This window comes from Halalkalibacterium halodurans (assembly GCF_005671335.1).
In the GTDB taxonomy this organism is placed as follows: domain Bacteria; phylum Bacillota; class Bacilli; order Bacillales; family Bacillaceae_D; genus Halalkalibacterium; species Halalkalibacterium halodurans.
The window spans coordinates 233,401-249,303 of the sequence record NZ_CP040441.1 but is presented as its reverse complement, the minus strand read 5'-3'; the positions used below and the strand labels follow the sequence as shown (position 1 = coordinate 249,303).

Genomic DNA, 15,903 nt, shown 5'->3' with positions numbered 1-15,903 from the left:
GAGTTACGTTGCGTCAATCATTTGCATAACTGTCTGTTTCGAATGGACAGTCATTAAGGTTTTCATCGTTTCTTTCTTAGACATTAAATGGGTTAATTGCGATAAAGCTTTTAAATGTTTATCGCTGTCGATCGAAGCTAGGACAACTATGACATGAACATCATGGCCTTTCTGACTCGAAAACATCACAGGCTTTTTTAACCATAATAGACTCATCCCTAACTGTCGTACCCCATCTTCAGGCTTTGCATGAGGAATAGCAAAATGAGGAGCGATAATCATGTATGGGCCAAATTTTTCGATGTTTTTAATCATCTTCTTAACGTAGCTCTCTGTGACCATTCCTTTCAGTAGCAGCGGCTTAGCTGCTAATTGAATCGCTTCTTGCCAATGAGTCACTTGTTCACGTAATTGAATCATGTCCTCAGTTAGCAATTGGTTTAGTTTCGGCTTTTCTTGTTTCGGGCCTATAGGGGTGGGCTGGGTAAAAAAACGCCTTAAATCTTGGTACAGCGCTTTTTCGTCATCAACATTACCATGACGTTTAATCACGTCCATAAGTCCTTCAATGGAGTATCCCTTCATCGCACCAAGTTCATCTAAAGCGACGTGAACACTTTTTAGCAATCTCTCTTTCTCTGTTTCTGTAAGAATGGGGTTAACGATGAATATCGGTACGTTTTTCTCTGGGATCGACGTAGTCGAAATGATAAAGTCAACATCAACGGGTGTTTTTTCATATTCTCTGATTGAGCAAGTTTTGATAATATCAACTGCCGGAAACAAGTCTTCTAATTGGTTTTTAAGAAATTGCGAGGTTCCAACACCATTGGCGCACACAATCAACGCTTTTTTCCTTTTGGTTGGAATAGTCCCCTCTCGTCTCATCCAGCCAACAAAATGCATCGTAATGAAAGCGACCTCATTATCGTTTACATTCTTTCCTACATATCGCTCTAAATAATGAACAACCTTTCGAGTCAATAAGAAAAGCTCTGGATAGCTTGTTTTGATCGACTCAGCGATGCTGTTTTCGACTTCAAGCCCGTATTTTACGCGATAAAAAGCAGGCTTTATATGAAAAAACAAATTTTTTTCTAACAGTTCCCTTTCCTCAAAAACAACACAGGCGTATTTTTGAAAATCATCCACCATCGAAGTGACGATGTGTGTTAATTCCTGTGATTCTTTCCTACTTTCAATTTCTCCATTGGCATAGTTAATCTTTGAACTAAGTATGTGCGTGGTCAGATAAAGCACTTCTTCATCTGGGTAATGAACACCAAAAGCTTGTTCTAATTTAAAGCTCATTACTTTTGCCGCTTCATATTCCTTTGTTCCTTTTAGTACTTGTTTTTCCAGTGGATGAACCTTTATGAATTTTCCTTTGGCAACTCGCTTCATAAAGAGAAGAAAGCGTAAGCTTAAGTTATGAAGTACATCATCTGTATATTGGATTTTCAAATCCTTCTCACTCTCTGAAATAACGTCATATACTTTTTGCAGCTCTTCAATTGTAAAAATTCGACCATTGTCTCGTTTAGTCCTTAAGAAAATTCGGATCGGCGAGAGCTCTGTTTCCCAATTTTGCTGAGGAAGCGCTTGTGATAAATAATAGACAATCGCCTTTCGTTTGTCGGTCTCATCTCCAGAGATCGTATATCCGTCTTTGCGTTCAAATTCAAGCGCTAAATGAAAGTTGTTCAATTCATCCTTTAAACACTTAATATCATCGATCGTCGTATTGCGACTCACTCCAGTCCGATCCATTAAATGTTCTAGAAAGAGCGGTTCTAGCCGCGTCAATAAATAAATTACTACCCATGCCTTTCGTTCTTGAGCCGAATACTCATAATGCCATGATTTAAGGGAACGAAGCTTTGTCGGAATCTCTTCTTTTGCTCGCTCATCGAGGATTAGCCCTTGTGAGCGTACTTTGTACACTGCCTTTAAACCTTGCTCTTCTAGCCAGCTATTAATTTTCTCAAGGTCGTTATACACTGTTCGTCTAGAAACATTGAGCTTTTGTGTTAACTCTTGAATAGGTAAGTAGGAACGTGCATGCAATAATTGAGTTAAAATAAAAGTACTTCGTTGGTCCAATGACATATGGATTCCCCCATCCACACGGTTGTTTGCCAAATAGTACGTTTGTATCATTCCTTTAAGTTTATCTTATTGATTTTTTTATAACATGATAAGACCAAATGACTCCCGATCGATCTGTGCAAAATTGTACCGAAACCTTGAGAAGGAACTTTAAAGCCTACCTTCAGCCTTTTCTAGCTTTGTGCGAAATCGTTCACAAGACTTTGTGAAATATTGAGCAATATCGTGGTACACTTTAGGTAGTAAGAAAGTTATAGAGAGGTTAAGGGGGAAGTCAGATGGTGACCGTTATTGCATTAACACCGATTTTATCGGTCATGTTGTTTCTTGTGTTGCTTCGCATGCCGGCAATGAAAGCGATGCCGATTAGTTTACTCGTAACCGCTATTTTAGCATTTGCTTATTGGAAAGTCCCTGTGGTCCACATTTCCGCTTCGATCATCGAAGGGATTATGATTGGTGTTTCGATTTTATATATTGTCTTCGGAGCGATCCTTTTATTAAATACGCTCCAAGCTAGCGGGGCCATCGATTCCATTCGTTCCTTTTTAATGAATGTGACTCCAGATCGACGGATTCAGGTAATATTAATTGCTTGGCTATTTGGTGCCTTTATTGAAGGGGCGGCTGGTTTTGGTACGCCAGCGGCTATTGCTGCCCCATTACTTGTCGCCGTAGGATTCCCGCCGCTTGCAGCCGTTGTTCTTGCCTTGATTGCCGATAGCAGCCCTGTTTCGTTTGGAGCGGTGGGGACGCCCATCGTCGTTGGCGTACAGCAAGGTTTGCAGGAAGGGGCTGAGCTTGCCGCTGTCACCACCCCTTACCTATCAGAGATGTCCATGACCGATTATTTACGGCAGTTAGCTGCACAAGTGATGCAAATTGACGTCATCGTCGGGACGCTAATGCCGCTCATTTTGATCTTAGTATTAACCCGTTTTTTTGGTGAAACAAAATCGTGGAAAAAAGGGTTTGAGGTGTGGAAATTTGCCCTCTTTGCAGGGTTTAGCTTCACCGTACCAGCACTCATTGTCGCATTTTTGCTAGGGCCGGAATTCCCATCGATTGTTGGAGGTGCTGTTGGACTTCTTCTCGTTTTAACGGCAATTCAAAAAGGTTGGTTCATGCCAAAAGAAACGTGGGATTTTCCACCACAAGATCAATGGTCTCCAGAGTGGCTTGGAAGTCTCACGGTCAAGCTAGAAGACCGACCGAAACCGATGTCCCTTTTGCTTGCATGGGTCCCTTATTTGCTGCTTGGACTCCTTTTAGTCCTTACCCGACTGGATGTCCTTCCTGTGAAGCAATGGCTCATGAGCGTCCGTATCGGCTGGGACCATATTTTAGGTACGACGATTTCAGCTACCTTCCAGCCGTTCTATTTACCAGGGACCGTTTTTATACTCGTGGTTCTTATCACATTTTTCCTCCATAAGATTCGTAAAGATGCTTTTGCTAGTGCTATTTCAACTTCTTGCAAAACGTTGATCGGTACCGCTGTGACTCTATTTACAGCCGTTCCAATGGTGAGGCTTTTCATCAATTCCGGAGTGAACAACGCTGGTCTTGAGAGCATGCCGGTGGAGCTTGCCAATCAAGCAGCCGAACTTCTTGGTGGTAGCTGGCCACTCGTCGCCCCTTTCATTGGCGCTCTCGGTTCCTTCATTTCGGGTAGTGCCACATTTAGCAACATGATGTTCTCCCTTTTCCAATTTTCTGTTGCCGATCAAATTGGTGCTGATCCAACGCAAGTGGTTGCCCTGCAAGTAATGGGGGCAAACGCTGGTAATATGATCTGTGTTGTTAATGTTGTTGCAGCAGCCTCTGTCGTTGGCTTGGTTGGAAAAGAAGGGCTTATCATCCGCATGACGCTCATCCCGATGATGATTTACGCGGGGTTAGCAGGCGTGATCGGGTTGTTGATGTAAACTTAATGACTTATGAAGACGCGGAAAAAGGAGGCAAACAAATAGCCCCCTTTTTCCTTTTATTTACGTAAGTTCCATTTCGGCCGGACACGATTCACAAAAAAATTGTTACGTCTTGCTCGTTCGCGGATACGCCGTTCACACAGTTGGTTCGCTGCTTGAAGCGTGGTGATATGGTGGCGCTCAGCCTGATGAAAGATTTCCAAAATGGTATCATATATAGCATTGGTTTTCGATAACACCCTTTTTTCATTACTGCCATAAAGTTCATCCGCTACTTGGATCAAACCTCCACTATTCACGATATAGTCCGGTGCAAACCAAATCCCCTGATCGTGAAGCATTTGTCCATGTCGTTCAGCTTCTAGCTGATTGTTTGCCGCTCCGGCAATAGCCTTCACTTTTAGTCTCGCGATTGTGGCATCATTTAAAATCGCGCCTTGGGCACAAGGTACGAACACATCCGCTGCTGCCTCATAAATTTCATCACCATGAAGGATTTCTACATGGCGCCCGAGCCTTTGTCCAAGCTGCTGTAGCCGAAGAGGAAGAGATTCTTGTAAATCGGAGACATATAAGTCATTCCCTTCTTTTAAGAGTTCTTCCGCCACCTTGAATCCAACCTTCCCTAACCCTTGAATCGCGTATGTTCTTCCACTGAATTGTTTATCTTTCAACACCACTTGACTGATCGCTTTTAAGCTGTTGATGACACCTTTGGCTGTAGGCACGGAGGAGTCACCACTTCCCCCATATTCTTTTGGTATCCCAACAATGCCATTCGTCTCTTTAAGAGCATGGACAAAGTCTTCCATGGTGGTCCCCATGTCCGTACCTGTATAAAAACGCCCATTCAAAGATTCAACAAATTGTCCAAACGCCCTAAACAAGTTGGCGGATTTATCTTTAGCAGGATCTCCAATGATCACCGCTTTCCCTCCGCCAAAATCAACATCGGCTGCGGCACATTTTTGCGTCATCCCTTTTGAAAGGCGTAGTACGTCTCTAAGTGCATCTTCCGTCGTTTGATATGGGTACATTCGACATCCTCCGAGGGCTGGCCCGAGCGTTGTATCATGGATCGCAATAATTGCCCGTAGTCCAGAGGAAGGATCATGACAAAACAAAACTTGCTCATGTTCCGCCATTTCAGTAAAGATATCAAGCGTTGACGTGACAGTTGGCGTTTTCGTTAGCATCCTTTTTTCTCCTTTTCCCAAGGTTAGTTAAAAACTGCGCCTGCTACTGCAGAGATGAACGAAAGGGCTCCGATGACATCTAAAAATACAATGGCAATTACAATTGGGGCGACATAGCGAATCAGGATAAACCATATAGCAAACAGACGCTTTCCTATGCTCGCACCTGCCTTTATTTCTTCATAGAGCCTTTCTTTTGATATTTTTAGAGGAACAAAAATAGCGATTAATAACGCACCGATTGGCATCAAAATATTACTTACAAGAAAGTCCGCTGTATCGAAGACGGTTCGACCAAATAATAAAACATCGCTCCACACCCCATATGAGAGGGCAGATGGTATACCAACAGCAAAAATAGCCAAGCCAATGAGCCAAGTGACTTTCGGTCGCTGACTTACGTCTCCTTTTGTTATCGCCGCTACAACCACCTCAAGCATGGAAAATGCAGATGTGAGGGTTGCAAATAGAAAGAGGAGCAAAAAGGTAACTAAGAAAAAGGCTCCATACGGCATTTGATCAAAAACGCTAGGTAATACGTTAAATAATAGAACTGGCCCTTCATCTGGGCTCATACCAAATGAAAACACCGCAGGGAATATGGCGACACCTGCCAAAAAGGCAACAACAAACGTTAGCATCACGATTGATAGTGCTGATTGAACGATACTCTCATCTCGTGATAGATAAGAACTATAGGTCACCATTACTGATACACCTACACTGAGAGCAAAAAATGATTGGCCCATCGCATATAATAAGGTTTCAGAGGTGATCGTTGAAAAATCTGGAACTAAAAAGAATGCTAGTCCCTCGGTTGCGCCGTCGAGTGTTAAACCGCGAATCACAATCGCCAGAAATAACACAAACAAGGCTGGCATCATGATGACACTCGCGCGCTCAATTCCTTTTTTAACACCTCTTGATACGACATACATGACGATGGCTAAAAAGGCGAACTGTGACGATATGGCAAGGATCGGATTGCTTATCGTTTCAGCAAAAATTTCACCGTAGCGCCCTTCGTCTAGACCGGATAACTGACCCGTTATCGCTTTCAAGAAATAAATAATAATCCATCCCCCAATGACGCTATAAAAAGAAAGAAGCAAAAAGCATGTGAAAATTCCTAGCTTCCCAACGCCTCCCCACGACGAGTTAGGAGCGATCGCCCGATAGGACTCTATCGCATTTTTTTGCGTACTACGCCCAATAACAAATTCCCCAATTAGTAATGGAAGGCCAATTAATAACGTAAACAAAATAAAAATGAGAAAAAATGCCCCACCACCACTCGTACCTGTAACGTACGGAAATTTCCAAATTGCCCCCAAACCAACAGCAGAACCGGCAGCCGCCAAAATAAACGCCAACTTGGATGACCATTGCTGTTTCATCCTCTTCCCCCTTTAAAATGCTAAAGTTTATTTGTTCACCACATGGATAGCGTGACCTAACGCAGCCTCTGCTGCTCCCAGCCACCCTTCACTAAATGTTGGATGGGGGTGGACAGTTAGTGCAACATCCTCCACCCGTGCTCCTAACTCTAAGGCTAATACTCCTTCACCGATCAAGTTAGAGGCATCTGCCCCAACGATATGAAAGCCTAGCAGAAGGTGACTCTCCTCGTCAACGATTACTTCAGCAAACCCATCGGGCTTACTAGCAACTAAAGCCAGTCCATTCGCTTGGAACGGGAACCGAGCTGTTTTTACACGATGCCCTTGTTCCTGCGCTTGCTTAGCCGTCAGCCCAACCCCTGCAATTTGTGGATCAGTAAACACGACATATGGGATATAAGAGGAATCGATCGCACTCGGCAAGCCGCCAATGACTTCAGCAGCAACGATCCCTTGCTTTGATGCCTTATGTGCTAGCGCCGGCCCCTCAGTTACATCTCCAATGGCAAAAATATGATCAATGTTCGTTCGGCATTCTTCATTAATCGGTAACGTCCCATCTTCATTAAAAAAAACACCTACCTGCTCTAACCCTAGACCTTTTGTATTTGGCGATCTTCCGACTGTCATCAATGCTTTTTCGCTTTGTAACGTTTCTTGTTCTCCATTTGATTGAACGATGAGCTCTACGTAACCGTCATTCACCGTTAGATGTTCAACACTAGTAGACGACTTAATCGTCACCCCTAACTTCTCCGCCTTTTTTAGCACTTCTCGGCTTATATGGGGGGCAGTAGCCGGTAAAATATGAGGAGACATCTCCACAATGGTGACAGCACTTCCTAACTTCGCAAAAGCGAGACCAAGCTCCATCCCAATGTAACCTCCCCCTACAATTGATAAGGAGCGAGGCACCTCTGTTAGCTCTAAAGCCGAAGTAGAATCTAGTATGTACGTGTGATCGACTTCAGCAAAAGGGAGAGATCTCGGGCTTGATCCTGTAGCTACGATCGCATGTTCAAATTTATACACGTCAAAAGCGTTACCCGTTTCAACCCCGACACGATGACTGGATAGAAAATGCGCCTCTCCAGTGACGACCGTCACCCCATTTTGCTGGCACAATTGGTGAATACCTGTGTTTAACTTTGTTGTAATCTCCTGTTTCCATTTCTGCCACTTGTGTAAGTCAATAGAAGCTGGCTTACCTGGGAGTTCAACCCCCATCTCTTTTAAATGGGTGAGTTCATCAAACTTTTCAGCCATTTGGATAAGCGCTTTTGATGGAATACAGCCCCGATTTAAACAGACACCCCCTAGCTGGTTTTTTTCAATAAGAACAACAGACTTCCCTAACTGACCTAACCGAATAGCTGCAGTATATCCACCTGGACCACCTCCAACGACGACCGTATCTACCTCCACTGCTACCTCTCCTACGACCATTTACCTCAACTCCATTAATAGTAAGTTTGGATTCTCAATGAGCTCTTTCATGCGATTTGTGAAACGAACAGCTGTTGCCCCGTCCACTAACCTGTGGTCAAACGATAAAGACATATTCATCATGAGTTTTATTACACTCTCCCACTCTCTCACAACGTTTCGCGGCTCCATTTTATGCAATGCAAGAATGGCCACCTCCGGATAGTTAATGATTGGGGTAGCGTGCAGACCGCCGATTGGACCGACATTACTAATCGTAAATGTACTTCCGGTCATCTGCTGAACATTTAACGTTCCTTTTCTTGCTTGAGTAGACAATTGAGTAATTTCTCCTGCCAGCTCTAGCAAGCTTTTTTGATCGGCATTTTGAATGACTGGAACAATGAGCCCCTTTTCTGTATCTGTGGCAATCCCAATGTGATAGTCTTTCTTTAACACAATTTCATTTGTCTCCTCATCAATCGAAGCATTAAAATACTCAAACTCTTTTAAAGCGCTTACAATTGCTTTTATAAAAAAAGGTAGAAACGTAAGCTTTATCCCTTTCTGTTCGCTGTAATGTTTTAACTGCTCACGGAGCTCCTTTAAAGCATCCATTTCAATTTCATCAACGTGTGTCACGTGTGGAATCGTAGCAACAGATTTTATCATCTTCTCTGCAATTGCTTTACGAATTCCTTTCAAAGGAATGCGCTTTTCCGCAGATGATCCTGTTCGTTCGATGCTTTCCTGAACATTCGCCACTCCCGATGGCACCGTTTTAACTTTTTGTAGATTCGTATCGTTTTGTAAATCTTGCTCTAACACTCTCCCCCCAGGTCCTGTACCGACAACGTCTTCTAAATTAATATTCATTTCCCTCGCTAACTGTCTTACGTAGGGAGTAGCCAATCCTTTTCTAACGGGGGCTTTTTGTTGTGACGTCAAACTAATGTTAGAGATTGGACGTGTTTGTTCAGTGCTGTTTTCTCGTTTTGTTCGTTCATGTGTTTCGGATTTAAAGGTTGATAGGTTCTCGTCAATTGTGAATAACAACGACCCCACCTCTGCTACTTCTCCTACTTTATAATAAACTCGTTTTATTTTACCTGATACTGGGGCTGTTAACTCTGCATTCATCTTATCGGTTTGAACTTCAACAACCGGCTCATCCTGTTTGACATGGTCTCCTTCTTGAACAAACCAGCTAATAATTTCTCCCTCATGCATCCCTTCCCCTACATCAGGTAGTCTAAATTCAACCATTATTTGATCTCTCCTATTTTTTCGTCTTAAAAGCTAACAGTCTCTTCAATCCCACGAAACATCCGTTCAATTGTTGGTAGATATTGATTTTCCGATAGGAATTGCGGAACCGGAATATCGAACCCTGCAATTCTTTTGACGGGTGCCTTTAAATAAATTAGAGCCTCTTCGTTAATCAATGCCGTTATTTCCCCGCCTAGTCCTGCTGTTTTGTGCGCCTCATGAATAATAATGGCCCTGCCAGTCTTTTTTACTGATTCAATGATCGTTTCTCGATCAATCGGAGCAATGGTACGTAGGTCAATAATTTCACATGACCAACCATGGGCTTTCTCTGCTTCCTTCGCCGCTTGTAAGGCTTCTCGCACCATGCCACCCCAAGCAATCACGGTTACATCTTCGCCCTCTTGAACGACTTTCGCTTGACCGAGCGGAATTTCATACAGAGTATTAGGCACATCCTCTTTAAACGCTCGATATAGTTTCGTATCCTCGAGAAAAATGACTGGGTCAGGGTCAGAAGTAGCGGCTGTTAAAAGACCCTTAGCATCGTATGGATTGCTCGGAGCGACCACCTTTAACCCAGGTGTATGGGCAAAAAAGGCTTCAACACTTTCAGAATGCAGTTCTGGTCCACGAATCCCTGCGCCATATGGTGTTCGAATGACCATTGGTACATTGTACTGCCCTCTCGTGCGGTATCTCATTCGAGCAGCATGGGAAATGAGCTGCTCAAATCCTGGATAAATGAACGCAAGAAATTGTATTTCTACGATTGGGCGCTTGCCATTCATCGCAAGACCAATAGCAGATCCAATGATGCCCGATTCAGCTAAGGGAGTATCGACCACTCTGTCCTTTCCATACTTTTCATAAAGGCCATCGGTTGCACGAAAAACACCACCATTTATTCCAATGTCCTCCCCTAACAACATGACATCGTCATTTGTTGCTAAAAGGTCATCTAGTGTCTGATTAATTGCTTGTAGCATCGTTTGTTGTTGCGAACCCATACTATCTCTTCTCCTTCCCTAACAGTTCAGCTAGCTCTTGCTCCTGTTCTTTCACATACCATGGTTGGTTTTCATACACATGCTCAAACATTTGTGAAATCGAAGGCTTCGGATACTGTTCGGCCATCGAAAGCTCCTCATCGATCGTTTCACGAATCTTTGCCTTCATTTGTGCTTCTTCCTCCTCGCTCAGCCAGCCTTTCGCTTGGATATAAGCTTTTAACCTTGTGAGTGGGTCCTGCATTTCCTTCCAAATTCGTTCGATTTCCTCTTGATCACGGTATTTCTTCGCATCATCCGCTGTCGTATGAGAGCCAAATCGAGTTGTGACCGCTTCAATTAGTGTTGGCCCTCTGCCTTTCCGTGCTTGCTCAATGGCCCTTTTCACGGTGAGATAAACGGCAAAAATATCATTGCCATCAACCCGCTCTCCTCGCATGTCGTACGCTACAGACCGTTGTTTAATCGTCTTTGAAGCCGATTGTTTCTCAAACGGTACACTGATGGCATAGCCGTTGTTTTGGCAAAAGAAGATTGTTGGTGTTTGATATACTCCGGCAAAGTTGAGAGCTTCATGAAAATCTCCCTCCGAAGTCGCCCCATCGCCAAAAAAGACGAGGCTCACATGTGGATTCCCTTTTAATTTATCCGCCCATGCCGTTCCAACCGCATGAAGCATCTGGGTTGCAATAGGAACAGCTGGGGGGAGGATATTCCTGTCATCTGGTGAAAGACTTCCATCCATATGCCCCATCCAATACAAAAAAATACGGTGCCATGGCTGACCATGGGTAGAAATAGCTGCATGGTCTCGATACGTAGGAAAGAGCCAATCCGTTGGGCGCAATGCCAATGCACCTCCTATTTGGCATGCTTCCTGCCCTTTAAAAGAAGCATACGTTCCAATTCTTCCTTGCCTTTGTAACTTTAAGGCTTTCTCGTCAAATTCGCGACAATTGATCATCTGTTTGTACATGCTTAAAACGAACGTTTTGTCTAAAAACTCGCTTCCCTCATACTGGCATTCACCTTTAGGTGTAAGCACTTGAAATAGATTTTCCTCATGCTTGAGCTCGCGCTGAATCCCCTTGTTTTCTATCGCCATTTTGGAAACCCCTTTCACCGCATTGGCTAATTAATACCGAACTGTAAAAAAGTATAGTATCTGCCTGCAAGGATGTATATTGAATTTGGTAGTTATTTAGTCAAAATTATTTCAATATTGAATAAAATCATTTTTCTGAATTTACATTTTGCAGGGTCGCTCTCTATCCATAAAAAATGCGATAGTAGCTTTTAAATGATTGCAAATAAAAAACCGCTAAAATAGCGGTTTTCCCATATATAAAGCGCTTACAAAACTATTCTTCAACCGGTTCTACCTTTTTATATGGGACAGGTGACTTTATGACGAGCGATGTATTCAAGGTACCATATGGAACGAGCTCATCTATAAGGGACTGTAGATGCTGCATGTCCCTTACGACCGCCTTCATCATATAGCTAATCGATCCTGTGATCCGATGACACTCAATAATATGTGGATTTTCTTCAACGAATTTTTCAAATGTAGCATAAGGAACTGTCACTTCACTCACTTGAATGAAAACCGTCACACTCTTCCCTATTTTCGGATAGGAGAGACGCGCACTAATCCCTTCAATGACGCCTCTCTCTTTTAAGCGATTCAATCGTTCGGTCACACTTGGTCGACTAAGGTTTAACCTTTTCGAGAGCTCACTTAAGGTAATTCTACCGTTATCCTGGAGTACCTTTAAGAGTTCAATGTCCGACCGATCCAAGATTTTTCATCCCCTTTCCTCTCTTAGCTTCGTCCTCACCCATAAACCTGAAGGCTGAATTTTCAGACTCCTATTCCACTTTTATTATCGAATTCTCTCTAAAACATCTGATCGCTTAAACTCTTGTCCGTTGCGTACATACGTTTCAACTGTCTCTTCAATCATAGCGAGATCCTGCTCAGTAACTTCTCGCACGACTTTCCCAGGTGAACCAAGCACCAATGACCTTGGTGGAATCACCTTCCCTGGAGGAACGACACTTCCAGCACCGACAATGGAATATTCCCCTATTTCTGCCCCATCTAATACAGTTGCGCCCATTCCAATGAGTACCCCTTGTTTTAACGTACACCCATGGACGATCGCATGATGCCCAAGAGAGACTTCATCTTCAAGAACAAGCGGATACTGTTCATACAGGTGACACATTACATTCTCTTGAATGTTACATCGCCTTCCTATTTTTATCAGCCCTTCATCTCCCCTGATGACCGCATTAAACAATACGGTTGTATAAGCTCCGATCTCAACATTTCCAATGACTGTTGCACTTTCAGCAATAAAGGCAGTCGTGTCCACTTTTGGAGAAAAATCTTTATAGCGAAAAATCATAGGCAACCCTCTCTTCCGGTTCATGTTATAATTTAAGTATAACACATTTTTTACGGTGGTGAAAAATATGAATCATTTACTGCAAACATTAGGGATTACTCGTCCCTTTATCCAAGGTGGCATGGGGAATGTAAGCCATGTTTCTTTAGCCGTCGCTGTCTCAAAAGCTGGCGGTCTTGGGACAATTGGTGTAGGGACGATGGAAATTGAAAAAATGGAACAGATGATTAAGGAAATGCATGAGAAAACGCCCCATCCGTTTGCTGTCAATGTTCCGATTAATGTTCGTCCAGATCTAGAAGCCGTTATCTCCCTTATTAAAAATTTACATGTACCTGTTGTCTCCTTATCTGCTGGAAATCCTGCCCCTTTCATTCCATTCTTTAAAGACGCCGGAACAAAAGTGATTTGTGTTGTCGCGAACGTAAAGCAGGCACTGAAGGCTGAACAGCATGGGGCCGACGTCATTGTCGCCGAAGGGTTTGAGGCTGCCGGTCTTAATTCAAGCGAAGAACTCACCACCTTTACCTTAATTCCACAAATTGCAAAGGCTGTCACCGTTCCTCTCATTGCAGCAGGAGGGGTTGGGAATGGTGCTGGTTTATTAGCGGCTCTAAGCTTAGGGGCTCAGGGGGTGCAAATGGGGACTCGGCTCATTGCAACGAAAGAGGCACAAGTACATGATTCCTATAAGCAAGCTCTAAAGGAAGCCTCCGCAAACGATACGATCATTGTGGGACGTTCTTACGGGCATCGCCGCCGGTTACTCAATACCCCGTATGCCCAAGAGTTACTAGCCCTTGAATTAAAGGGAATGTCGCGAGAGGACTATTTTAAAAAAACCGATGAAACTCATCATATCAAAGGGGCGATTGAAGGGAAACTATCCGAAGGCCACATCAATGCTGGACAAATCACCGCTCTCATTGATGATATTCCTACCGTCCAGGAGTTATTTGACGAAATGATACGAGAAGCACGAGCTCAACAAGAAAAGCTTGCAACTCTTTTATAACCTTTTTTATTTACGGCGCTCGCGTTTAAATACGGAGCGCTCTCTTTTTGTGAAAATATTACCTTAAGATGCAGCCGGAAACAGAAAGACTAAGAAATTTTTTCATTTTCTGTATTGACACGATCAGTCATCATCGCTTACGATTTTTATAACATTATATAATATTACGTTATAAAAACGTTATATAATTAGGAGGTTTTTCTTTTGCCTATTTTTACTATTGTTGACCAAGATACATGTATTGCCTGCGGTGCTTGCGGGGCCTCTGCTCCAGATATTTTTGATTATGATGATGAAGGGCTGGCGTTTTATATCGCAGACCATAATCAGGGGAACACCCCGGTAGATCCTAGCCTGTTAAACGACCTTGAAGATGCCGTCGAAGGCTGCCCTACAGGGTCTATTAAGCTTGCGGAAGAAGCATTTAACGGCGAGCTGGACAAAAGTCAATAAGGAGTGAATAGAAGCTATTTCTGTGGTGGAAACGAGCATTCTCGGTATTTCCCTACAGAGGCAAAGTAAAGCTCATTGATCCAGTAGCAAAGTTGCATGTAAAACAGAGTACATCCGTTTTTGAAACATCGAAAAGCTAGATTCATCGATTGTGGCGTTTGAGCTGCTCTTTTTCGCAGGTCGAAACGCCCTATTCTCGATTCTCGCTTAAAGGAGGTGAGTTGGCGACTGGGCTTTATTTCACAGCATTATTTTCTGAAAATTTAGACCAAAAGGAGGTCCACTAACAAATGGCTCGAAACGCGAAGGAGCATCCAAGTATAAAATGGGGACCCTTTCACGCACGCTTTCCGGGGGTGCATCTCCGGTTACAACCAAGCCTAATGATTCAGGGTGCTTTTATGCTGTTGGCTACGTGCGGAGCTGTAACCCCACTCGTCATGCAATATTTTCAAGTTTCATTTGAAGTGGCTTGGACCGTGAGTCTTATTATGTTGTTTTGGGTGATTGCTCAAACGATTTTATTCGGCGACCCTTATGCCGCAGGAGCCATAACCGCCGCCCTTCCATTAACCATCGTATTTTTGAATACGCTTACACCAGGAGTTGAGGCCGTTGAAGGGATGGTTGCTCTCTTCCTCGTCGTGATCGCCCTATTTTTATTCCTTGGAGTGACAAAACTCGGTGCGGCTTTTAACCACTTTTTTCCCACGGCTATTAAAGCAGGCGTCATTATGGGGGCCGCCATCGCGGCGCTTCAATCGGAAATTGAGCGCCTTCCAACCATGCCGATCACTCTTATCTCAGCATGGGTGATTATTATGCTCCTTATGTTTTCCATCCCATTTGCAAAGCTACCAGATACAAAAGCAAAGGTCATGGCTGGTTCAAATGCCTTACTTGTTTCCTTTATCGCGGCTGGTTTGATCGGATGGTTAAGTGGTGAGCTCACCTTTACGATTGAATGGGGCTTTTTCATCCCACCGTTTGGTGAAACCCTTGCGACATTATCGATATGGGCTGTCGGCTTACCAAGCTGGGAAATGATTTTAACGGTCCTCCCGATTGGGATCATCATTTATGTTTTTGGCTTCAGCGATTTGCTTGTCGCTAACACGTTATTAAAAGGCGCAGATGAAGCAAGAACGGATGAAAACATTAACATTGATCCGACACGCAGCCATTACATCGTGGCGATTCGTAACCTCGGACAACTTATGACAGCAGGTCCACTCCTTTGGGTTCATGGGCCGATTTGGACGGGGGTACAAATCTTTCTCATTGATCGCTATAAAAAAGGGCGAGCTGTCATGGATTCTATTTATAGTGGACCGATGAATTTCTATCTACTCGCGATCCCATTTGGGCTACTAATGCCTATTATCGGGATCATTACACCACTGTTTCCAGTCGCACTTTCAATCAGTTTATTATTAACTGCATTTGCATGTGCCTACATTTCCATGTCTATGGTGAACACAAATGTTTCGCGAGGAATTGCTCTCACCATTGGCTTTTTAACTGCTACTCTTGGTCCGGCTTGGGGAATGGGGGTCGGTATCGTATTACACCTCATGCTCATCGGACTGAAAAAAGAAGAATGGACTGAAAAAGAAGTGGAAGGAATTAAAGACGATCTTCTTAGTAGAAAAACTGAACATGTTGGTTAGGAGGACAATCG

General features: G+C 43.5%; 13 protein-coding genes. 4 read left to right on the top strand and 9 right to left on the bottom strand.

Translation table 11 applies throughout. The features are described from left to right. Window positions 1-3: 3 nt before the first annotated feature. Window positions 4-2,109, bottom strand: coding sequence for a BglG family transcription antiterminator (locus FED51_RS01280; protein WP_053432063.1), 2,106 nt, complete (start codon window positions 2,107-2,109; stop codon window positions 4-6). 278 nt (window positions 2,110-2,387) lie between these two features. Between FED51_RS01280 and FED51_RS01275 the strand changes: the two genes are divergently transcribed. Continuing rightward, the gene (locus tag FED51_RS01275; protein WP_010896401.1) at window positions 2,388-4,037 is read left to right on the top strand and encodes an L-lactate permease; all 1,650 of its coding nucleotides are present in this window, start codon (window positions 2,388-2,390) and stop codon (window positions 4,035-4,037) included. Window positions 4,038-4,096: 59 nt separating this feature from the next. On the opposite strand, the gene FED51_RS01270 is transcribed toward FED51_RS01275, so the two are convergent. The 8 genes from FED51_RS01270 to FED51_RS01235 form a co-directional block, all read right to left on the bottom strand. Next, window positions 4,097-5,236, bottom strand: a complete 1,140-nt coding sequence (locus tag FED51_RS01270; RefSeq protein WP_053432062.1) for a Glu/Leu/Phe/Val dehydrogenase dimerization domain-containing protein — start codon at window positions 5,234-5,236, stop codon at window positions 4,097-4,099. Window positions 5,237-5,259: 23 nt separating this feature from the next. Further along, entirely contained in the window at window positions 5,260-6,633 is a 1,374-nt protein-coding gene (locus FED51_RS01265; RefSeq protein ID WP_010896399.1) for a sodium-dependent transporter, read from the bottom strand. Window positions 6,634-6,660: 27 nt separating this feature from the next. Next, the gene (gene lpdA / locus FED51_RS01260) at window positions 6,661-8,082 is read right to left on the bottom strand and encodes a dihydrolipoyl dehydrogenase (RefSeq protein WP_053432061.1); all 1,422 of its coding nucleotides are present in this window, start codon (window positions 8,080-8,082) and stop codon (window positions 6,661-6,663) included. After that, window positions 8,083-9,327, bottom strand: coding sequence for a dihydrolipoamide acetyltransferase family protein (locus FED51_RS01255; protein ID WP_010896397.1), 1,245 nt, complete (start codon window positions 9,325-9,327; stop codon window positions 8,083-8,085). Between the two features lie 26 nt (window positions 9,328-9,353). Further along, complete coding sequence (locus tag FED51_RS01250; RefSeq protein ID WP_010896396.1) at window positions 9,354-10,340, bottom strand: alpha-ketoacid dehydrogenase subunit beta; 987 nt, start codon at window positions 10,338-10,340, stop codon at window positions 9,354-9,356. A 1-nt stretch (window position 10,341) separates the two neighbouring features. Beyond that, window positions 10,342-11,445 carry a pyruvate dehydrogenase (acetyl-transferring) E1 component subunit alpha gene (gene pdhA / locus FED51_RS01245; protein ID WP_053432060.1) on the bottom strand — a complete coding sequence of 368 codons (1,104 nt, stop codon included), beginning with the start codon at window positions 11,443-11,445 and terminating at the stop codon, window positions 10,342-10,344. Window positions 11,446-11,701: 256 nt separating this feature from the next. Next, window positions 11,702-12,142 carry an Lrp/AsnC family transcriptional regulator gene (locus FED51_RS01240; protein WP_010896394.1) on the bottom strand — a complete coding sequence of 147 codons (441 nt, stop codon included), beginning with the start codon at window positions 12,140-12,142 and terminating at the stop codon, window positions 11,702-11,704. Window positions 12,143-12,226: 84 nt separating this feature from the next. Then, the gene (locus tag FED51_RS01235) at window positions 12,227-12,754 is read right to left on the bottom strand and encodes a gamma carbonic anhydrase family protein (RefSeq protein ID WP_010896393.1); all 528 of its coding nucleotides are present in this window, start codon (window positions 12,752-12,754) and stop codon (window positions 12,227-12,229) included. A gap of 67 nt (window positions 12,755-12,821) precedes the next feature. On the opposite strand from FED51_RS01235, the gene FED51_RS01230 reads away from it, so the two are divergent. The 3 genes from FED51_RS01230 to FED51_RS01220 all read left to right on the top strand — a co-directional run bounded on the left by FED51_RS01230 (window position 12,822) and on the right by FED51_RS01220 (window position 15,892). After that, on the top strand, window positions 12,822-13,769 hold the full coding sequence (locus tag FED51_RS01230) for an NAD(P)H-dependent flavin oxidoreductase (protein WP_053432059.1): 948 nt from the start codon (window positions 12,822-12,824) through the stop codon (window positions 13,767-13,769). Between the two features lie 204 nt (window positions 13,770-13,973). Beyond that, window positions 13,974-14,222 (top strand): ferredoxin, encoded by a 249-nt coding sequence (locus tag FED51_RS01225; RefSeq protein ID WP_053432058.1) that lies wholly within the window; start codon window positions 13,974-13,976, stop codon window positions 14,220-14,222. Between the two features lie 290 nt (window positions 14,223-14,512). Continuing rightward, window positions 14,513-15,892, top strand: coding sequence for a hypothetical protein (locus FED51_RS01220; RefSeq protein ID WP_053432057.1), 1,380 nt, complete (start codon window positions 14,513-14,515; stop codon window positions 15,890-15,892). Window positions 15,893-15,903 lie beyond the last annotated feature (11 nt).